Annotated in this window: 18 protein-coding genes and 1 pseudogene; 4 read left to right on the top strand and 15 right to left on the bottom strand. The window is 37.0% G+C overall.

Annotated features, from left to right (window positions below; all coding sequences use genetic code 11):
* Positions 1-30: 30 nt before the first annotated feature.
* From AB3H90_RS04080 to AB3H90_RS04060, 5 genes are all read right to left on the bottom strand, one after another.
* Positions 31-2,133, bottom strand: a complete 2,103-nt coding sequence (locus tag AB3H90_RS04080) for a collagen-binding domain-containing protein (protein WP_368016238.1) — start codon at positions 2,131-2,133, stop codon at positions 31-33.
* Between the two features lie 285 nt (positions 2,134-2,418).
* Positions 2,419-2,982, bottom strand: coding sequence for a GNAT family N-acetyltransferase (locus AB3H90_RS04075; protein ID WP_010719873.1), 564 nt, complete (start codon positions 2,980-2,982; stop codon positions 2,419-2,421).
* A 52-nt stretch (positions 2,983-3,034) separates the two neighbouring features.
* A complete protein-coding gene (locus tag AB3H90_RS04070) occupies positions 3,035-3,214 on the bottom strand; it encodes a hypothetical protein (protein ID WP_010738307.1) in 180 nt (59 codons plus the stop codon).
* 77 nt (positions 3,215-3,291) lie between these two features.
* A complete protein-coding gene (locus AB3H90_RS04065; RefSeq protein WP_368016236.1) occupies positions 3,292-3,810 on the bottom strand; it encodes a hypothetical protein in 519 nt (172 codons plus the stop codon).
* Between the two features lie 92 nt (positions 3,811-3,902).
* Positions 3,903-4,283: a VOC family protein gene (locus AB3H90_RS04060; protein ID WP_010719876.1), complete on the bottom strand. Its 381-nt coding sequence runs from the start codon at positions 4,281-4,283 to the stop codon at positions 3,903-3,905.
* Between the two features lie 285 nt (positions 4,284-4,568).
* On the opposite strand from AB3H90_RS04060, the gene pnuC reads away from it, so the two are divergent.
* Complete coding sequence (gene pnuC, locus AB3H90_RS04055) at positions 4,569-5,327, top strand: nicotinamide riboside transporter PnuC (RefSeq protein WP_010738309.1); 759 nt, start codon at positions 4,569-4,571, stop codon at positions 5,325-5,327.
* 153 nt (positions 5,328-5,480) lie between these two features.
* Here pnuC and AB3H90_RS04050 read toward each other — a convergent pair whose 3' ends face one another.
* The 4 genes and pseudogenes from AB3H90_RS04050 to AB3H90_RS04035 all read right to left on the bottom strand — a co-directional run bounded on the left by AB3H90_RS04050 (position 5,481) and on the right by AB3H90_RS04035 (position 9,198).
* Positions 5,481-6,776, bottom strand: a complete 1,296-nt coding sequence (locus tag AB3H90_RS04050; protein WP_368016235.1) for a hypothetical protein — start codon at positions 6,774-6,776, stop codon at positions 5,481-5,483.
* A gap of 90 nt (positions 6,777-6,866) precedes the next feature.
* The gene (gene pcp, locus AB3H90_RS04045; RefSeq protein ID WP_010738311.1) at positions 6,867-7,511 is read right to left on the bottom strand and encodes a pyroglutamyl-peptidase I; all 645 of its coding nucleotides are present in this window, start codon (positions 7,509-7,511) and stop codon (positions 6,867-6,869) included.
* 55 nt (positions 7,512-7,566) lie between these two features.
* A pseudogene (locus tag AB3H90_RS04040) lies at positions 7,567-8,510 on the bottom strand (DUF979 domain-containing protein).
* 1 nt (position 8,511) lies between these two features.
* Positions 8,512-9,198, bottom strand: coding sequence for a DUF969 domain-containing protein (locus AB3H90_RS04035; protein WP_010719881.1), 687 nt, complete (start codon positions 9,196-9,198; stop codon positions 8,512-8,514).
* Positions 9,199-9,658: 460 nt separating this feature from the next.
* Between AB3H90_RS04035 and AB3H90_RS04030 the strand changes: the two genes are divergently transcribed.
* Positions 9,659-9,979, top strand: coding sequence for a multidrug efflux SMR transporter (locus tag AB3H90_RS04030; protein WP_010719882.1), 321 nt, complete (start codon positions 9,659-9,661; stop codon positions 9,977-9,979).
* A gap of 162 nt (positions 9,980-10,141) precedes the next feature.
* On the opposite strand, the gene AB3H90_RS04025 is transcribed toward AB3H90_RS04030, so the two are convergent.
* The gene (locus tag AB3H90_RS04025; protein WP_368016234.1) at positions 10,142-11,566 is read right to left on the bottom strand and encodes a basic amino acid/polyamine antiporter; all 1,425 of its coding nucleotides are present in this window, start codon (positions 11,564-11,566) and stop codon (positions 10,142-10,144) included.
* A 208-nt stretch (positions 11,567-11,774) separates the two neighbouring features.
* On the opposite strand from AB3H90_RS04025, the gene nrdI reads away from it, so the two are divergent.
* A complete protein-coding gene (gene nrdI, locus AB3H90_RS04020) occupies positions 11,775-12,224 on the top strand; it encodes a class Ib ribonucleoside-diphosphate reductase assembly flavoprotein NrdI (protein WP_010719884.1) in 450 nt (149 codons plus the stop codon).
* Positions 12,225-12,852: 628 nt separating this feature from the next.
* Positions 12,853-13,254: a hypothetical protein gene (locus AB3H90_RS04015; protein ID WP_368016233.1), complete on the top strand. Its 402-nt coding sequence runs from the start codon at positions 12,853-12,855 to the stop codon at positions 13,252-13,254.
* Positions 13,255-13,549: 295 nt separating this feature from the next.
* On the opposite strand, the gene AB3H90_RS04010 is transcribed toward AB3H90_RS04015, so the two are convergent.
* From AB3H90_RS04010 to AB3H90_RS03990, 5 genes are all read right to left on the bottom strand, one after another.
* Positions 13,550-15,538 carry a glucose PTS transporter subunit IIA gene (locus AB3H90_RS04010; RefSeq protein WP_368016232.1) on the bottom strand — a complete coding sequence of 663 codons (1,989 nt, stop codon included), beginning with the start codon at positions 15,536-15,538 and terminating at the stop codon, positions 13,550-13,552.
* A gap of 13 nt (positions 15,539-15,551) precedes the next feature.
* Entirely contained in the window at positions 15,552-16,448 is an 897-nt protein-coding gene (gene murQ, locus AB3H90_RS04005) for an N-acetylmuramic acid 6-phosphate etherase (RefSeq protein ID WP_010738315.1), read from the bottom strand.
* On the bottom strand, positions 16,435-17,511 hold the full coding sequence (locus tag AB3H90_RS04000; RefSeq protein ID WP_010719888.1) for a DUF871 domain-containing protein: 1,077 nt from the start codon (positions 17,509-17,511) through the stop codon (positions 16,435-16,437). Before AB3H90_RS04000 ends, murQ begins: the two co-directional genes overlap by 14 nt.
* Before the next feature lie 440 nt (positions 17,512-17,951).
* Positions 17,952-18,509, bottom strand: a complete 558-nt coding sequence (locus tag AB3H90_RS03995) for a histidine phosphatase family protein (protein WP_368016231.1) — start codon at positions 18,507-18,509, stop codon at positions 17,952-17,954.
* 86 nt (positions 18,510-18,595) lie between these two features.
* The gene (locus tag AB3H90_RS03990; protein WP_368016230.1) at positions 18,596-20,092 is read right to left on the bottom strand and encodes an Lsa family ABC-F type ribosomal protection protein; all 1,497 of its coding nucleotides are present in this window, start codon (positions 20,090-20,092) and stop codon (positions 18,596-18,598) included.
* Positions 20,093-20,134 lie beyond the last annotated feature (42 nt).

Raw genomic sequence — 20,134 nt, 5'->3', positions numbered from 1 at the left:
AAACACTTGATGAGCCTTTATTTATTCTTCTTATTTATGCTTCTTTCTTCTCATAAATCCCACAATAACAACTAACACAATAATCATTCCACCAACAATTGCTAACCATTTATTGGAAGCACTATTTGTTTTTGGCAAAACTTGCGAATCTTGATCTTGAAAATCCATTGACCGCGATTCATCGGTTACGTTAGTTGTTTCATTTGTGGAACTGTTAAACTCATTTCTATCTAAATCAGTACCCTTCCCTTGTTGTGGGATGGTGCTATTCATTCCATTTGATTGATTAGTTTTATCATTATTATTAGGATACACCTGATTGGTATCCTCTCCGCTCATACTTGGATCAATATGAAATGGAGTTGGCGTGTCAGTATCACTATTACCATTTGTTGGGTTGCTACTGCTGTCACTGCTTGTTGTGTCCGTACTGCTATCACTGCTTGTCGTATCCGTACTGCTATCACTGCTTGTCGTATCCGTACTGCTATCACTGCTTGTCGTATCCGTACTGCTATCACTGCTTGTCGTATCCGTACTGCTGTCACTGCTTGTCGTATCGGTATCACTGTCACCACTTGTTGGGTTAGTGCTACTGTCACTGCTTGTCGTGTCCGTACTGCTGTCACTGCTTGTCGTATCCGTACTACTATCACTGCTTGTCGTATCCGTACTGCTATCACTGCTTGTGGTATCGGTACTACTATCACTGCTTGTCGTATCCGTACTGCTATCACTGCTTGTGGTATCGGTACTGCTGTCACTGCTTGTCGTATCCGTACTGCTATCACTGCTTGTAGTATCGGTACTGCTGTCACTGCTTGTCGTATCGGTATCACTGTCACCACTTGTTGGGTTAGTGCTACTGTCACTGCTTGTCGTATCGGTACTGCTGTCACTGCTTGTCGTGTCCGTACTGCTGTCACTGCTTGTCGTATCCGTACTACTATCACTGCTTGTCGTATCCGTACTGCTATCACTGCTTGTGGTATCGGTACTGCTATCACTACTTGTCGTATCCGTACTGCTATCACTGCTTGTGGTATCGGTACTGCTATCACTGCTTGTTGTGTCGGTACTGCTGTCACTGCTTGTCGTGTCCGTACTGCTATCGCTTGATCCAGAATTATCTGGATTATCAGCAAGGAAAATTTCGTTAGGGTCCCAACGATTGGTTGCTGCATTTAGCGTAACATTTTTTCCGATGATTGTTCCATCCATATTTTGATTGGCTGTGACATCTGCTCGTGGCGCAATAATGGTACCTTGAAAAGGTGCATTTATCGCCAAGTTCGTTACATTACTTGGGAAATTCCATGAAATATTTGCGTCAGAAAAATCTTCCGTTTCATGATTTGCTCGATTATTGTAATGAATTTGTGACTGGATCGTGAAATCAGCTGGTGCATTGATGACATTCATAACCAAAATTTTATTTTCAGAATTTACAATATTCAGTGGTGTATTCAATGATAACACTGAAGCATCCACATTGATGATTACAACATCTGAACTTCCCATTCCTGTTACATCAATCGTTCGATTATTCATATCAGGAAAATCACTTGAAAGATAGGTTTTAGCAGGAGTAATCGACATCAAACTTTCCGAAGCTCCTTCTAATTTTGCAAATTCCGTGTCAAAATCAATATAAGTATTCCCAGGGCGATCTTGATAAAGTTCTGAAGCAGATAAATGGTCGATCCTTGAGCCATTCACCACTGCCCGATCATTTTCGATCCCTGTACTAATTGAAGAACCTACAACAAATTTATTTACTCGGTTACTATCTCCCGAAGTAAAGGATGAGCCAATCAAAGAATCAGTTGCTTGAACATAGTTAATTTCTAGTTGGAGGTCACCTGTGATGATATCTGTCCCAAAATTATTGTTTGCATCTAGCTCTTTTGTTGCAACATTACCATTTGTATGCGCGTTTATCGTCGTTTTTTCTTTTGCGAATATATGGAATTGAGAAGCAATCCCTAATATTCCATAATCACCAGTTAAATCATCATAGATGCTACCAGAATCTTGAGGCGTATAAGTTTCCGCTATTGCAGGTAGAGCAACAAAGAGATTTAAAAATAATAGCATAACACCAAATATATTCCCAATTTTACTTCTTAACATTTCAACGGTCCTTTCCTGTCTCCAAGCCCAGTGACGAGCGATAGAGCATATTTTAATACTTAAAAAAGACCCGTCATTACAGAATAATTGAAAATAAATGAAAAATATTTTCATAAAAAAGAGATTATAACAACTATCATTTAATATATACAACTGACATTTATGAAAACAAAACAAAAAAAGAGTGAAAAACCTTGTTTTCACTCAACATTTTATCAAATAATAGTTACAACAATTTAAATGTCTTTATTAAAAAATAATAAGTTTGATTTAATTAAGAAACCATTAAATTTCCTTTTGCATGTGATCATAAAGATGATCACTGATTTTCCTTTTACCTACTACTTTAAATCCGTGACGTTCATACAATCTTTTGGCGTTAGGATTCTGTTCATCTACACTTAAACCAATAACATTTCGCCCAGTTTTTTTAGCTAATTTAGGTAAAGCTTCAAGTAAGTGTGAACCTATTCCTTGTCCTCTAAAAGCTTCCGAAACGGAAATGGAATCCAAATACCATTCTTTAGGAAATGTTTCTTGATCTACAAATAATTGTTCCTTATCTGTAATTCCATGTTTTTCTAAAATTACTTCTAAGGGTTTATCGATAAATGGCTCTTCTTCATCTGTGTAGCCAAATGCTACACCAGCTATTTTGCCATCAATTTCTTCAACAATTCCTCTTGTATAACTGTAACGATAATCGGGATCCATAATGGCTTCTTCTAAGATTTCAATTGTTTTTTCTTTCCCATACTTTTGTAAAAAAGGTAATTCCATATCATTTAAAATAACTAAAATAAGCGGAGCAATCTCTTGAGCATCCTCTTTTTTTGCAAAACGAATCATTTCATTCTCTCCTTTTTTTCATTCTATCACTGAAAAATAAAGATCAAAAGAGTTATTTTAAATAATCCTCGATTTTTTGGGTAACAAAATAACCATGTGAAACGATGCGAGCAGCTTCTGTCCGGCAATAAGGACAAACGATCGGCATTTCTTTATCAACATGTTCAACTACATTGTTGACTTCTTCATAAGTAAACTTTTTCCCGCAATTTGGGCATTTCATCTTTTCCATAGCAATGACTTCCTTTCTTTTTTACACATTTAGCTTACTCTTATATTGTAAAAAAGAAAAATGATAGCTATTGATTTTTAGGCACGAATCAACAAAACAGATTCTTCATTATCCTCTGCTAATTTGATCTCATAGTATAATTTGTCGCTTTTCATTAGCAAAACCCAACTTCTTACTTTAGCATTGCGCTTTCCACTTTGTTTAACAGCTTCTTTCATTGCCTTTTGAGGAGATTTGCTTGAGTCGATCTTTTTGATGTCAAAGAATGGTTGGTTTTCGGCTAATTTACTCGAACGAACAGCTGGCTTTCCGGTTGTAGGATTGACAACAAGCGTTTGTTCAGAATCTACGAAAAGATATTGAAAGGTATTGTTTGTTTGTTGTTGGACATCCTCTTTTGGTACAAACTGAACCATCTGAACTTTTGTTTTATTTGTTTCTTTTTTAAAGATTCCCACTGCTTTTTTCAGTGAGATTTGATATTCTTGTTCACTAATATCATCATAACGAAACGTAGCAGTCAATAATCCTAACGAAGCCGTTAGCCCAATAAGTATGAGAATAGCTGACCCAAATAAAATTTTTTTCATCTTCATCAGTGTCTCCCTTTTCCTTTTTTTACTAGCATATCAAGATTTTTTATTAAAAAAAATCGAATGACAGAAAGAAAAAGTGACAATTTTGTTACTTATTCATGTAATTCTAACGGCAAGCCATCTGGATCAAAGAAAAAAGTCATTTTTTTCCCAGTAAATGTATCGATTCGAATTGGCTCAGTTTCGATCCCTTTTAAACGAAGCTCTTCAATGACAGATTCAATCTGTTCCACTTTAAAAGCCAGATGTCTTAATCCACATGCTTCTGGATAACTTGGACGTTTAGGCGCATTAGCTACCCCGAATATTTCTAATTCAGCTGTTCCAAGCTTTAAATCTAATTTATAATCTTCTCTTTCCGCACGATAATTTTCACGGATTACTTCAAAGCCTAACTTATCAACGTAAAATTCCCGTGATTTTTGATAGTCAGATACAATAATTGCGACATGATGGATAGCAGATAAATTCATTTTTTTACTCCTTTAATCTTTTATTCTTTTTCATATTTTAACATTTTCTTTGGTCAAAAGTTTTTTATAAAGAAAAAAATGGAAAGTTCACCTACGTCGGTTGACTTCCCATTCTTTCATCAATTCAATGTAAAGTTTTCATGTTTCCAGAAAACAAAGCAAAAAGTATCATAACACATATTATTTTAAATTGAAAGACTAGAAATATTTTTTGAAAGTAATACAATAGGTTGTGTTAACAAATCGAACACATACTATATTTAGTGTTTAAAGGAGCTTTTATCAATGATAAATTATTTTCGCTTTTTAGCACACCAACTCAAAGGTTGGCCTCAACAAAATTACTATCTTTTCTTTTTTAGTCTTGGGTGTCAGATTATGACCCTTGTGAATAGCCCTATTACTTGGTTAGCGGTGATCACTTTTATCGGTACTACACTTGGTGTCTTGTGTATCTTATCAATCAATGCAGCGAAATCTGTTAATGGTATTTTAGGAATTTTATCAGCTATTTGTTTCATCATCGTTGGTTTTTCTGCTAAAAATTACTTGAGTATCGGCGAACAAATCGCCTATATGATCACCTTAGATATCCCTGTTTTATTAAGTAAAGAATGGAATCATAACATGGCAGCAAAAATCCGTAAGTTCAATGGAAAAACATGGTTAGTCGCAATTTTTGCTACGATCCTGGTTTATGCTATTTCAGGTTTCTTGATTGGGCGCTTAACAGACGATCCACGTCCTTGGATCGATGCTATTGCCTTTTCAATCAGTTTGACAGCTGGTGTGATCAGTTTCTTGCGTTACAATAACCAATATTATTGGTGGTTGGCTTCTGGATTAGCACAGATGGTTCTGTGGTACATCTCATTTAGACATGGTTCAGCTAGTTTAGCTATGTTTGTCAATAGTTCCGTTTACCTATTGAATGATGTCTTGGCTTTCACAGTTTCTCCTTGGTATAACCAAAAAGAACGTGAACGAATGCTAAAAATGGAAAAAGAATATGATCAAGAGCATGAAAAGAGTGTGCTGATTTAAGGCCGTGCCATGATCATTTTGATCTGAATATAATCGACAGTCTTCTGGTAAAGCATGTTTCGATGTTCCCTTTTTCTTGGTACTTATCTAAATAAGCTAGCTGCCGCCAACAATTGATTGGTGGTAGCTAGCTTATTTTTACCCTATCGACTTTCACAATAGTCTTTTTAATAATTGCTTAGTTTTTGAACTTTCTGTTTGCAAAACTTTTTCTAATTGTTGGAAATATTGTAACGCATGTTGTTGTTCTTTCGATAAGGAATAGTCATTTTCATTTAGTTCTGTTAAAATGGTCATCACTTTTTTCGTTTTCAACTCAACAGCAATTTTATCCCATACTTCCTCGGTGACTACCTTTTTCTGTGACACATTTTCGTTGGCTATCACTGTTTGCTTCATTTCTTTTTCTTTTCGTAAGACCTTCAAGAAACCATTTCTCATGACTCTAGGAATACTATCAAAGAAGCCTTCTGTGAAACCATAACGACAATATTGCTGCCAGATGAAAAGATACACCTCGGATTGGATAAATCGCTGATTGCGTGCATATTCGGTCATTTTACTCTGTTGTTCTGGAGTTTGTTGGCGTCCAGTTGCTCTTAATTGCTGGATGAATGTTTCAAAGAAGGTCAATGATAGTTGTTCACCCCCGTCAACAGCGATCAACGCCCAGTCTTTTTGCAAAAAAGTTCGGTAATTCGTTAAAAAAGTCTCGACATCTTTCACTAATTCTTCTGAAAAATCTTCAAATAGTTCTTTCTTCCCACGAATTTTTTTAGGGGTTCCCTCTAATTGCGTTGCAATACGTGAGATCTCTTGTTTCAGCGCTTGATAATCAGCAAGATAAATTGGCATATCTGCTTCACGAAAATCCACAACCCTGGCAACTAGTTTTTGATCAGGCAAATAGGGATTTTTTAATTTTCGATTTTGGTAGAGCATAAAACAATATTCTTGCCATAAATCTTCTGGAAACGCCACGTTTTGCTGTTTCAGCCACAATAATTCGTCTAGTGCTAAATCGACTTTAGTCATCCCTTGATTGATAGATGTTGCGATTTGCGGGCTTACGTGTAAATGTTCAGCAAAGTGATTGATCCCTAAAGAAAGGCTCTTACCGGTCTTTGGTGAATGAACGATATATTGCACTTTTAATTCACGACCGCATTCGCAATATAATTTTTGTTGTCGCCGTTTGGTACGAAAAAAAGGATTGATTTTAAAATCGGAAAAAACCCAATCAGTCGCTGCTAAATAATTTTCTTCTATAAATTGGGAATTGATCAAGTAGCGTCGATGTTGATCAACTAATTGACGTTGTTTCGTCGTCAGCTTTTCATAGATTTCCCAACGCTGATTACTTGTATACTGTTTTGATATCTTAATTGGATAGACTTGATTGATTTCTTTGGGATACCATTCTTTAAATACCTTTTGCCAGTCGTTCATTACTTATGTTTCCTTTCAAAAAAAGAATCGACTGGTCTGATTCGACCAGTCGACACAATGATTTGTTTTTCACTACATTATTTGTAAAAATTAGTGAGTTGTTCCTGCATTGCCAGCAATGTCATGATCATTTGTTACGGCTGCTTCTACTGCATAAGTCAAAGAAGCGGCAATATCATCTAATGACATTGATGGTGTGCCTACTGGACGATCAATCACTTGATCAGGTGAAAATGGCACATGGATAAATCCGCCACGAATCGTCGGGAATTTTGTCTCAATCAAGTGAAGCAAACGATACATGATGTCGTTGCAAACAAAGGTACCAGCTGTATACGAAATGTAAGCAGGTAATCCATGTTCATGGACATTTTTTGTCATTGCTTTAATCGGTAAAGAAGTGAAATAAGCAGCTGGTCCATCTGGTTCTAACGCTGTATCAAAAGGTTGGTTTCCTTCGTTGTCAGCAATTCTAGCTTCTGCTAAATTGATTGCTACTCGTTCGAATGAAACAGCTGAACGTCCACCAGCTTGTCCAACACAGATGACGATTTCCGGTTGATGTTCTTCGATTGCTTTTTCCACAACTTGGCTGCTTTTAGCAAAAACCGTTGGGACTTCCACTTTGATAATTTGTGCTCCAGCAATTTCATCAGGCATTTTTTTCACTGCTTCATAAGCAGGATTCACTTTATCTCCACCAAATGGATCAAAACCAGTTACTAGTACTTTCATTTTACATTCCTCCATTATTCTCAATATAAACTAACTATTATTATAGAGTTTTTTCTTATTTAAATAAAATCATATAAACGATTTGGAACACTAACATGAAGATCGCTACGAATAATTGGTTCTTGATTACGCCGTATTTGTCTTTCATCTCTAACATTGCCACAGGCACGACATTGAAGTTTGCAGCCATCGGTGTTAACAAGGTTCCACAGAACCCACAGGTCAGAGCAACCATTCCCACTAGTGCTGGATTTGCGCCGTGACTGAATACAAAGGTGCACCGATCCCTACAGTCATTACCGTAATCGCTGCAAAGGCGTTCCCCATAATCACCGTGAAGATAACCATACCCAATGCATAGATTATAATACCGACATTCACATTACCTTCGGGAACGATTTGCCCGACTGCATTAGAAATAACTGTCCCTACTCCTGCACTTGTAAAAACCGCTCCTAATGATGCCAAGAGCATTGGTAACATACTTAAAGGTCCTACTGTTCCTAGCATATCCGCAGCATCATCTAAGAAAGTAGTTGGTCGATTGTCTCGTGAGAAGAACATCATGATCACCATTGCGGCAAAAACACCGACACCAACACCAACTAATGCGCCAAGCTTAGTAAAGAGTGCGAACAAGATTGCAAAGATCCCAATACTCAATGCCGGAATAAAGATTTTCATTCCTAATTTATCAGACATTTTTTCCATGTATTGTTTAGAAGGTAAGCGACTTTCTCCTTTGCTGACTTTCTTTGCAATCGCTGGAACTGTCATGGCAAAAATCAAAAGACCGTTGACGATCGCAGGTAACCATCTTCCACCAGCAATTACGATTCCTAATACTGTCCAGAAAAAAGCAGAACCGTATCGATGAGGATTCGTTTTATCGTTAATATTTCTGATTCCTGTATAAATCAGAACTAACCCCATGATGATATATAATATTTCTAATAATTTATCCCCTAATAAAATTTCAGGATCTGTAAAAAAGCTCATATTATTGCCCCTTTCCTGAATAATATTTTTTCGCTAATTTCTTTTCTCTTAAGTAGAAATAAATACTTGCAACAATCAGTGCAACGACAGCAACTGGTACTTCAACCAAAGCAAGTTGTCCTAGTGTCACTTCATAACCCAGACCTTTTAAAGTCGATTGAACTAACAACGCACCTGCTCCACCAACGAATAATACTTGACCAAAGAACCAACAAATATTTTCCATCGCAGAAGACATGCCTTTTAATTCTTCCTCATGTTGTGGATCAATTTCCAGGCCTTTTGATTCGACTGTTCCTAAAGCCATTGGCATGATGATTGGGCGAACAAAACCGGCAACTCCACCAAAGCTGACATTGAACGCTGCAAAGATCATACGGAAGACCCCATAGATATCAATGATCATCCCAGCTGATACTTTCTTAAAGCGCTTAATAAGCGAAGCTGCTGATTCTTTCAAACCATTACGTTCCAGTGTACCTGTTGCCAACATAATAATGATAAAAATAGCCATTCCTCGATTATTGACAAAACTTGTTCCTAAAGTTTCTAACATTCCTTCAATTCCTAAACCGCCTGTCAATGCGGTGACAATCAGTGCGACCATTACGATCAAAATTGAATCTAATTTTAGTGCAAAACCGATAATGACGATCAAGACACCTAAAAGACTAAGATAGTTCTCCATTTGACTTCCTCCTTAAAATTACAAGATATTTTTTTATTATAAATCAAAAAGCCATGAAAATATAGATAAAATCCAATTATCTCATTGTATTTTTTTAAAATTCAGTCAATTCAATAAAAAAATTAGAAAAATCACTTACGGTTGAAACAACTCGTTTACAGTTCAAATTTTTTGAGATCTTATTTTTGTTAACTAACAAATGAACAAAAACGTGCTTCATTATCTAAAATAACACTTTAGCGTAGGTGTTTTCCTCCAAAAAACGACTTCTAAATCGAATGGCCGATTCAAATTGGTTCACGTTTTAGCTTATCACTACCCTTATTTTTTATTCTGTGTTATCCTTTCAATTAACAAAATAATGACACAACTATCGCCGGGTAGTATTAAGAGGATAAGCATTCCATTAGGTCTTTGGAGGAATGCTACTCCTCTTTTTTGTGTAAATGGAGTGATTAATATGGCATGGTTTGAATTAATCTTAGCGGGAATCTTGGAAGTTTTTTGGTCTACGATGATGAAATGGAGTGATGGTTTTTCTAAATTGAATTATTCTTTCTACACAGTCATTGGCATGATCGCCAGCTTTTATCTCTTATCAAAGGCGATCAAACAGTTACCAATGAGTTTATCCTATCCTATTTGGACCGGAATCGGTGCCGTTGGTTCAGTGATCATTGGTGTCGTCTTGTTTCATGATAAACTGACATTAGCCACTTGGTTTTTCGTTGGCTTATTATTGATTAGTCTGGTCGGAATCAAAATAACGAGTGGACATTGATCCTACATTATCAGGAATGGTTGATCAGACCAAAACAATAGTAGGTGCATGAACACATCAAAAAAAGCCAGATAACCGGTTTTGCTAACGATTCTTTTATTAGAATCATGAATTACCGTTTATTTGGCTTTTTTAATGACTTAATTTAACATATTTGTGTATTTAAACATGTAAAACGCCTGTAGCAAATAGAATCATTGCTGTTAGTCCGATCATTGTGACACCGACTAATAAAAATTTATCTAAGTGAAGATGAGGGATTGGCTCATTTTGTTCTTTCCGGGCTCTTAAATAAAAGAAGATCCCAGGTAAGAAGAGTACTAACACTAACATCACTTCATTGAAAGCAACCACGAGCATTGCCCAGACTTGAAATGCACTGGCTAAAAAGCCGATAAAGAATTGCCCCCATTCTTTTCTTTGATAAGATAGTTTCATCTGATAAAGACCTAAGAATAACCAAGTAAAGAATATCGCTGCTGTCCCAAGTGTGTAAGCAAAATTATACGCACTATCCGTGAACAATAAAGAAAGTAAGAAAACATTAGTACAAATCGTCGTTAAGACAATAGCATATGTTGGCGCACCTTTTTTATTGACTTGACCCCAGCGTTTCGGTAATAAGTTAGCATCTGCCATATTCCTCATGGTTTCAATCGGTAAAATCGTCCAAGATAACCAGACACCGACAAGCGAAATGATCAAACCACCGTTGATCAAGATTGCTCCCCATTTTCCTACCATCATTTCAAACACATAGCCCATCGCTGGCTGTGTTTGGATTCCTTGCAATTCTTTCATTGACATTGTCCCATAAGGTAACATCGAAACTAAAACATAAATGATGATTAAACCAAAAATACCAAGGATCGTTGCTTTCCCTACATATGATTTTTTCTTTGCACGAGAACCAACCACAGAAGCTCCTTCGATCCCAACAAACACCCATAACATCACCATGATACAGCTCAATATCTGACTAGAAAATGGCACGGGCTGGCCATTCGCACTCAATATGATATCACTAGAAAAATTATCGATAAATTGTTGCAGTGAAAAGGTACTGATTGCTACAACAATAAATAAAAATAGTGGGACAAGTTTACAGATCGTTACAATAGCGTTCACATAACTTGCATTTTCGACCCCACGATTGACTAGCCAAGCATATCCCCATAAAAACAAAGTGCTCATAACGATCGAAGCGATATTCTGACCTCCGTCGAATACTGGGAAAAAGTAACCTAAAGCACTCATTAGCAACGTAGCAAAGGCTACGTTCCCCAACCAACAAGTAAGCCAATAACCCCAACCACTGATAAATCCAGCAAAACGTCCGAAACCAGCTTCTGCATAGCTGAAAATACCACCTTCCAGCTCTGGACGTTTTTTATTGATATTATTGATTGATAACGAGAGCATCAACATAGCTGTTCCAACTAGCACCCAACTAAAAATAGCTGGGGCACCAGCCGATCCGGAGATGTCCGTCATAATACCAAATACGCCACCTCCTATCGCTGACCCAATCACTAAGGCCGCTAGTGGAAACAACCCTATTCCTTTGTTCTGTTGCTCTGTATCCATTTTAAGCATCCTCCAAAATAAACCGCTTTTACCAAAAGTATAACAAATCTTCACCTGTTTTACTTTATTCATAAAAATTCTAATAGAAATATAATTGTAACTATTTTTTTCTAATTATACAAGAATCTTGCATATTCATTTAGGGAAAACCTTTTCCAAAAATTGATAAAAAAATGCTATACTGGAGACAAGAATTGGAGGAAATGTAATGAACATTCTATATATATCGATCTCTGGAAACACACGAGCTTTCGCTAAAAAACTTGCTGAATATGCTGCGAACCAACATGAGTTAAATCCTCAATTACCAGAAATCACGCTAAAAGAAATTCATGAAAATAGTGACTTTCAACAAGAGAGTGAACCTTTCTTCACTTTTGTACCCACTTACTTAGATGGAGGAAATGGGTTAGATAACGGTGATACAGAAATTTTAACAGAAACCATGCGTGAATATCTGGAATACGAAGACAATCATACGCTTTGTCTGGGTGTCGTAGGGAGTGGAAACAAAAATTTTAATAATCAATATTGCTTAACCGCTAAACAATACGCCAGCCAATTTGGCTTCCCTTTCCTCGCCGACTATGAATTACGGGGAACCCCAGCAGATGTTGAGCGAGTATATCAAAAGTTAGTCGAAACAGCTAACCAATAATTTCTAAAAAATTCGATCAAAACATAGATTAGAGAGGAAACTTACCAACTAAGTTTCCTCTCTATTTTTCTTTTTTAGGCTTTATACTCATTCAGTAATCCGCTTATCGAATATCCTTCATCCATCACTTGCGATTATTGTACATTACAATAGAAGTAAACTGTGCCACCTCCAACACTGTGATTTATTGTGTGAACTTGTTAGGAAGCTCTGGCTAAGATAAAACACTCGTCATCCACATGATGCCCCATTCATAGACTTCCGTTATAAAAAGTTATCGTATCAGATTCTAATTCTATTTCAATGGATCTCCCCTTCATTTAGATTACTTTTGTCAGAAAAATTTGTTATCAAAAACTTAAACATAGACAGTTCGAAAGAGAATCACTAGTCAAAATGGAAGAAATAAAATTTTCCATACTCTTTTTAAAGCTATTCAGTTCAAATAATCTTAATATAACCAAGCATACTGCAAACGTTAACTTAACAGAACAAAAAGGAAAAGGTATAATAAAAATAGAAATATCCAGATTTTTTATATGTTATTTTATATTTTTTTGACACTAGATTATAAACAAGGTGGTGAAAAAACATTAAAAAAAAGAAATTTCTTGTTGTGTTATTTTCAATGTTTTATTTATTATTTTTAGGTGCTTGCAAGCAAAAGAATGATCCTGTGGTTTCTTTAGAAGAAGTCGATAAAGCAGTGATTTTTGTTAAAGATGACGAAGGAAAAGAAAAAAGTTGGAAAGCTACAGACCCCAATTTTTTAAAAACATTAATAGGAAACCTTAATGTTCTGTTTAATAAATCGGATCAACATGCTCAACGTTATGATATGAAACTGACATCAAAGCAAAAAAGATTCAACTATCAAATAAAATTTTATAAAAACAATAATGTTGTACAAGAGATTCAGATTTCAAAAGTAAATAAGGTAACTATAGACAAAGAGGAATTCATGATTGAAAAAGAGAAAGAAAACGAACTAGATAGTTTGAAAAATCATTTATTACTTGTTTCTAAATAGATAGGCGATGTTGGGACAATCATCTACCAAAAATGAAATAAGCCTGATTTTACTTTTAGTACATACCATCAAAATCGGGCTTATTTTACTATTCTAGCCACTTTGTCTTCGTGTATTTCTTCTAATTTCTCCAATTGAACTTTTAGCTTGGTTCACCAGTGATTTATCGTCTTAAATGAATCAAACTGTTTCTCTTACAATTATTTTTCCCTCTTATTAATCATAGAAAAGAGCCTGAGACCGCACTTGGTCCCAGGCTCGAATTTTCTCTATTCTTTATCTGTTTTTACTTCGTTCAATTTTTTGTAGCTTCAACAGTCATGACCTTCGCTTTGGCTTTTGTCTCACCTGTTTTTTCTAAAACGAAATTTTTTACTTTCTCCATATTGGTAATTAAAACCATCATCGAAGTTTCTTTACCGGCAGCTTTGATTGCTGCTAAATCGACTTGAGCAATAAGTGTATCGGGTGTCACCAGCTGACCTTCTGTTACCTTCACCTCAAATGGTGCACCACCAAGGTCAACTGTATTGATCCCCATGTGAAGTAACACTTCTAATCCGTTAGCGGTTGTGATACCAATCGCATGTTTAGTGGGGAACACTGAGCTGATCGTTCCACTTACTGGTGAATAGATCTGCCCATTGATTGGCTCAACAAAGTAACCTTCTCCCATCATTTTTTGAGCAAATACAGGATCACTTGCCTTTTCAAGTGATTCAACTACTCCATCAGCTACAGCAGCTAATGAAATTTCACTTGTGCTGACTGCTCCTGTATTTTCCGTCATTGGTGTCATTTCAGTTATTGTTTCTTCAGCTAATTCTTCTTTCTCCAATTGCTCTTTAGGAATACCAAAGAAGAATGTTGCTAGGAAACCACCTGCATAAGCAGCGAGTAACCCTAAGACATACCCTAACCATTTTCCATCTGAAATCAATGGGATCAAAGCAGCACCAGAAGGCCCGATCGCAATAGCACCTACATTTCCAATCATCCCAACAACAGCACCACCAATACCACCACCGATACAAGCGGTAATGAACGGACGTCCTAACGGCAGTGTCACACCGTAGATCAATGGTTCACCGATTCCTAAGATTCCTACGGGTAACGCACCTTTGATCATTTCAGTCAATTCTTTATCTTTTTTACAACGAACCCACAATGCTAATGCTGCTCCGACTTGTCCGGCACCAGCCATCGCCAAAATAGGTAATAATAGTGTTTTTCCTGTTTCATCAATCATTTGGACATGGATTGGTGTTAAGATTTGATGCAATCCGAACATAACCATCGGTAAGAATAGTGTCCCCAAGACAAATCCTGAAAAGGCCCCACCTACACCTAATACCCAGTTGATTCCGCCAACCATTCCATCTGAGATGAAACCAGCGAGTGGCATGATGAAGAAAATTTCGACTAAGCCAATAGCAATCAATGATAATGTAGGGGTAACAATAATATCAATGGAATCTGGTACAACTTTATGCAATTTCTTTTCAACGATTGCTAATAACCAGACAGCAAAAATAACTCCTAAAATCCCACCTTGACCTGCAGCTAACGCTTCACCAGTGAATAAGTTTTTAAGTGGCGCTTCTGGATTCATGCCTGTTAATAAGACTACCGCACCGATAACACCACCAAGAGTTGGTGTTGCACCAAAAACTTGAGCTGCATTGATCCCTGTATAAATGACTAAGAAACTGAACATACCATTTTTTAGAATGTTCATGATATCAATGTATTGTTGCCAAGTTGCTGCATCTAATGTACCCGCTGTCACTAAGTTTGCTAGTACCGCAGCAATCCCTGCCACGATCCCAGTACCGACAAATGCTGGAATCATAGGGACGAAAATGTTCGAAATATCTTTCAAGATTGATTTGATTTTTGATGGTTTTTGTTTATTTTTTTGAGCAGCTTTCATCGCTTGCGCTCTCTCATTTACCAAATCTTTTCCTGAGGCTGACGACTTATCAGAAGCTCTATTTCCTGAAGAAATCTGTTCTCCTAATTTTACACCTGCTTGATCTACCATCGTTTGTGCTACTTTGTTCACTTTACCAGGACCGATGATCACTTGCAGTTGTTCGTCCTCAACAACGCCTAATACACCAGGTATCGCTTTCAATTTTGCAACATCGACAAGCTCATCATTAATGATCTTCATTCGAACACGGGTCATGCAGTGGACAATGCTTTCGACATTGCCCATTCCGCCTACACCAGCATAGATCCGCGTTGCTAATTCTTCTAAAGTCAATTCATTTTTAGCCATTGGTTCTTCCCCCTCATAAGGTTCCTTTTACAAAGCCGTTTGCTTCAACTAATTTTTCTTCTGCTGTCGCTTTATCACTATTGGTTAAAATCATCACGATCGCTAATTTCACATTTTTATCTGCTTCATTAAAATACTTCTCAGCGGTTTGATAGTCAACCTCTGTTGCTTGCATAATGATTCGTTTTGAACGCTCAATCAATTTTTCGTTGGTCGGTTTCACATCGACCATCAAGTTATTGAACACTTTGCCAATCCCGATCATACTAATTGTTGAGATCATATTCAAAATCAATTTTTGTGCTGTACCAGATTTTAGGCGAGTTGAACCGGTTAGAAACTCAGGTCCTGCATCAACTTCGATCGGATAATCGGCATGTTGACTGATTTCAGCATTTTTATTACAAGAAATTGTAGCAGTAGTCGCTCCGATTGTACGAGCATAATCTAAACCGCCAATCACATACGGTGTACGACCACTTGCGGCAATCCCGATGACCATATCATTTTCAGTTAATCCTAAGTTTACTAAATCTTCTTTCCCTAACTCTAAAGAGTCTTCTGCTCCTTCAACCGCAACTGTCATGGCTGCTTCACCACCAGCAATCAAGCCAATGACCATCTCAGGTTCTACACCAAATGTTGGTACACACTCTGCAGCATCTAGCACACCTAAACGGCCACTTGTACCGGCACCCATGTAGATCAATCGACCACCTTGTTGGAAAGATTTAATCGTCTGTTGGATCACTGGTTCGATGCTAGCCAATTCTTTTGAAACGGCTTCGGCAACTTTATGATCTTCTTGGTTCATTAGCTGAACTGCTTGGGTAACACTCATTTCATCAAGTCCAAATGTTTGTTGATTTCGTCGCTCTGTTGTTAGGTTTTCTAAATTAATTTGCTTCATTTGTTTTTCCTTCTCTTCTGATTATTTTAAAATTTACCCCTGCACGGATTTGCTCAAGTAGCGGTAACTCGGCTTCGCTTATTTGAGCGACCCGATTCACTTTTTCATCTGCTGGTAAATCCTTTTTAGTAATTTGAATCTCCCCCATGTAACGAAGATATCGTTCATTATCTAAAGTAATCGTTCCTTTTGCTCGTTCTTTCGTATCACGAGGAGGAATTTGAGGGATGTTTCTAAACCGTGCATCCGCACTGCGGATAACATCTCTTGCCTCATCTTGCCGATTCATATGGTTTCCTAAAATATACTCGTAAAACTGGGCATCAATTACTTCAGCATGTAGTAAAATTGTTTGTTCTCTTTGATACATGGCAAATTGTTCTTGAACTTCTTCTGAAAGTCCGCCATCACCGATATAAATCAAATCTGTATCGCATGACATCAAATCTAGCGCAGCAGCTAAAGGATGGACATGTCGATGACTTTCTAAAGTAGGTAAACCTTGATATAACGGACCACGTAAGGCTTCGTCGCCTGCCACAAAACCTTGGATTGTAAAGCCTTGTTCTTTTAGCCAATGATTTTTTTCTTGATACCATTTCCGATCTAATCCAGTTTCGGGACGCGGATAGTAATTATGCCATGCTTCAAGTTGAGAAAAATCTGCATTAGCGACTTGTAATTCTGTGACATCTTGTGGAGTGATCGTGCTGGCGTTTAAACTGATTTTGATTTGATGGCTCCAATTCGCAATTTGTTCATTTGAAAGATGATAATCCATTCGTAACCCAGTAACGCCAATCTTTTTTAATGGCTCTAAATCTGCCATCGAAAACCCAGCATGTTTTAAAGCATCTCCAGAAATATCTACCATTAGATCCAATTGATTTTCTTTGGCACATTCGCCTAGTTCTGTTAACCGTTTTTTATATAAACTAGCATCATCTTCAGGAATATGCATAGAAGTAAATATCCCATCAAACCCATTCTTTGCCATCTTTTGGATATAAGCTTTTTTTTCTATCGTTAAAGCTTCATTCATAAAGATCGAAAAACCAAACATCTGTCTCCCCCTCACGCGATGTATCCGTATTCATTTCTATGAACAGAGTATACCTCTTGTGAAATAAAATTTCAACATTTTTATAAAAATAAATTAATTTTATTTCTAAAAGCGTTTTCGTTGATTGATAATGATAGGCGATTTCAAAGATTAATGGCTAATTATATAACTAAAGAAAGAACGACACACCGACTAAAAAGTGTTTCATGCGCTGAATGACAGAACAAAAATACGCATCAATCATTGGTTCATTCTGACCTCTATTTGATTTTATACAACTCATCAGTCCTTATTGACAAAAAGCCACGTAAATAAACGGAAGAATGACAAAAATAGCAAAAACTATTTTTGGATTCTTCCGCTTATCGGTTTCAGAAATCAACTATTTTTTTGATTCATGATACGAATGTTTGACTCCGCTGCTACCCGCCAAAAATGAGTTAAGACTTTATGGTGTTCAGCTCATGTTTACTGGGAAAAGTAACTAATTCCGTATTTTCAACAAAAAAATCAAAGAATGTCTCATTTGGCATAGGATGGAAATAAGCGTTCATGATACGAATCAACGCATTATGACAAACTAATAGATAGACATTCTCTTCATCAGCAAGACATTCTTCGATCAATGGAACAACTCGAGCATAAACATCTAACACTGATTCACCATTTGGAAAACGCACCGCAAATTCTTGTCGTGCTTCTTGAAAGATTGTTTCATGACTTGGCATCCCGTCGTATTCCCCAAAATCCATTTCGATTAATCGTTCATCTACTTTCATTGGCAAGTGAAGTTTATCGGCAACGGCTTGCGCTGTATCTTTTGCACGTTGTAAAGGGGAATGGATAATCTTCGTGACTGGGATTTGTAATTCTGAAACTTTTTCAGCCAATTTCTCCGCTTGTTTTTGCCCTTTTTCTGTTAATGGGGCATCCGCTCTCCCGCAGACCCGTTCTGCTGCATTCCAAGTTGTCTCGCCATGTCTAGTTACATATAACATTATTCAACGCTCCTTTGTTTGTTCTGGCTCGATTGTAACATAACTAATGAGCAAAACAAGTTTCACTACTTATTGATGACAATGAGTTATTTGAGTGAAATGAGTCGATCAGCTATTTTATTTAAGAAGACTTGGTCATGATCCACAACCAACATTGCAGGTTTAAACGATAAAATCAGTTGCTCCAACTGGACTTGATTGAAGACATCTAAATAGTTCAACGGTTCATCCCAAATATATAATTCCGCTTCTTGAGAAAGCGACTTGGCTAGTTCAACTTTTTTGCGTTGCCCCATACTCATCTGTTCAATTCGGTTATGAAAGACTTCTCTTTCCATCCCTAACTTGCGGAGATTATTTAAAAATGTTTGATAATCAACTTTTTGTTTTTCTGCAAATTCACTGAGCGTACCGCGATTATCTTCATAATTCTGACGCACGTAACTGATCGTTAGTTGATTAGGCTTATGGATCGTACCTGCAGTTATTCCATCAAAATCGTCTAAAAGATAATGGATGATCGTAGATTTCCCTATACCGTTTGCCCCTGTCAACGCCACACATTCGTTTTGGTCAATCGTAAAATTAACGGGCGAAAAAAGCAGCTGTTGATACCCCAGTTGTAAATTCTCCACAGTCAGCAATCGTTTATGATGTGTTTTTTTGACATTCATTGTCAAAGGCTCTACATATTCGATATCCTTCAATAATTTTTCTTTTTCCCCGATTTGCGTTTCCATCCGATTCACGATTGCTTTTGAGCGTTTCATCGTTCGAGCGGCATCCGCACCAATTGCACCACGATTCACTCTACGATTTTCAGTATCGATAAACCCAACGCTTTTTTTCGTCTTATCTCCCTCACGAGAGCGGGACCACTCTGCTTTTTCTGCTGCAGTTTTCTTCAAGCGCGTGACTTCTTTTTTGATTTTTTCATTTTGGGCAATCTCAAACTCATTTTTTAACTGCTTTTGCTCTTCATATACTGAAATGTTCCCCTGATACAGTTCTAATTGGCTTTTTTCAATTGCTAATACATGATCGACCACTTCATCGATAAATCCGCGATCATGGCTGATCACGATAAATCCTTGATTTTTTTTCTGCAAGTAATTAGCTACTTGTTTTCTTCCGACTAAATCCAAATGATTCGTCGGCTCATCGATCAAAGGAAAATGCTGATCATCAACAAAAAGCAGTGCTAAGAGTACTTTTGTTTTTTCACCACCAGACAGTGTGTGAAATGGTCGCCACAAAATCTCTGGGTCAGTTTCCATTAATTGTAGTTCTCTTTCGATTTCCCAAAGTTCGACATCAGCTATCTCATTCAACGCATCATAAGTAAATTGTGCTTCTTCTCCAATTTCTTGAGGGAAATAGTTAAATTCTTGCTGATGGATAATCTGTCCTTGATAAGGTAGTTTATCTTGTAAAATGTTCAATAATGTCGTTTTTCCACGTCCATTCCGACCGATCAATCCTAATTTCCAAGTGGTATCAAAATTCAATGTAGCTTGATCAAATAAGGGTAGCACTTGATTGTCATAACCAAAAGTTAAATTTTTAATTTCTATCTTCGACATTTATATCCTCCTATAAAAAAGACCAGTCCTATTTTCAGAACT

The organism is Enterococcus sp. C63 (assembly GCF_040887215.1).
Taxonomy (GTDB): Bacteria; Bacillota; Bacilli; order Lactobacillales; family Enterococcaceae; genus Enterococcus_B; species Enterococcus_B hirae.
The sequence above is the reverse complement of the archived record's forward strand: the minus strand, read 5'-3'. Positions and strand labels throughout refer to the sequence as shown.

Excerpts from the sequence above, each read along its gene's own strand:
- AB3H90_RS04035 (WP_010719881.1), bottom strand. The coding sequence starts at position 9,198 with ATGGAGAACTATCTTAGTCTTTTAGGTGTCTTGATCGTCATTATCGGT.
- AB3H90_RS03990 (WP_368016230.1), bottom strand. The coding sequence starts at position 20,092 with ATGTCGAAGATAGAAATTAAAAATTTAACTTTTGGTTATGACAATCAA.
- AB3H90_RS04080 (WP_368016238.1), bottom strand. The coding sequence starts at position 2,133 with ATGTTAAGAAGTAAAATTGGGAATATATTTGGTGTTATGCTATTATTT.
- AB3H90_RS04050 (WP_368016235.1), bottom strand. The coding sequence starts at position 6,776 with ATGAACGACTGGCAAAAGGTATTTAAAGAATGGTATCCCAAAGAAATC.
- pnuC (WP_010738309.1), top strand. The coding sequence starts at position 4,569 with ATGATAAATTATTTTCGCTTTTTAGCACACCAACTCAAAGGTTGGCCT.
- AB3H90_RS04000 (WP_010719888.1), bottom strand. The coding sequence starts at position 17,511 with ATGTTTGGTTTTTCGATCTTTATGAATGAAGCTTTAACGATAGAAAAA.
- pcp (WP_010738311.1), bottom strand. The coding sequence starts at position 7,511 with ATGAAAGTACTAGTAACTGGTTTTGATCCATTTGGTGGAGATAAAGTG.
- AB3H90_RS04025 (WP_368016234.1), bottom strand. The coding sequence starts at position 11,566 with ATGGATACAGAGCAACAGAACAAAGGAATAGGGTTGTTTCCACTAGCG.
- AB3H90_RS04070 (WP_010738307.1), bottom strand. The coding sequence starts at position 3,214 with ATGGAAAAGATGAAATGCCCAAATTGCGGGAAAAAGTTTACTTATGAA.
- AB3H90_RS04060 (WP_010719876.1), bottom strand. The coding sequence starts at position 4,283 with ATGAATTTATCTGCTATCCATCATGTCGCAATTATTGTATCTGACTAT.
- AB3H90_RS04030 (WP_010719882.1), top strand. The coding sequence starts at position 9,659 with ATGGCATGGTTTGAATTAATCTTAGCGGGAATCTTGGAAGTTTTTTGG.
- murQ (WP_010738315.1), bottom strand. The coding sequence starts at position 16,448 with ATGAAGCAAATTAATTTAGAAAACCTAACAACAGAGCGACGAAATCAA.
- AB3H90_RS04065 (WP_368016236.1), bottom strand. The coding sequence starts at position 3,810 with ATGAAGATGAAAAAAATTTTATTTGGGTCAGCTATTCTCATACTTATT.
- AB3H90_RS04075 (WP_010719873.1), bottom strand. The coding sequence starts at position 2,982 with ATGATTCGTTTTGCAAAAAAAGAGGATGCTCAAGAGATTGCTCCGCTT.
- AB3H90_RS04010 (WP_368016232.1), bottom strand. The coding sequence starts at position 15,538 with ATGGCTAAAAATGAATTGACTTTAGAAGAATTAGCAACGCGGATCTAT.
- nrdI (WP_010719884.1), top strand. The coding sequence starts at position 11,775 with ATGAACATTCTATATATATCGATCTCTGGAAACACACGAGCTTTCGCT.
- AB3H90_RS04015 (WP_368016233.1), top strand. The coding sequence starts at position 12,853 with ATGTTTTATTTATTATTTTTAGGTGCTTGCAAGCAAAAGAATGATCCT.
- AB3H90_RS03995 (WP_368016231.1), bottom strand. The coding sequence starts at position 18,509 with ATGTTATATGTAACTAGACATGGCGAGACAACTTGGAATGCAGCAGAA.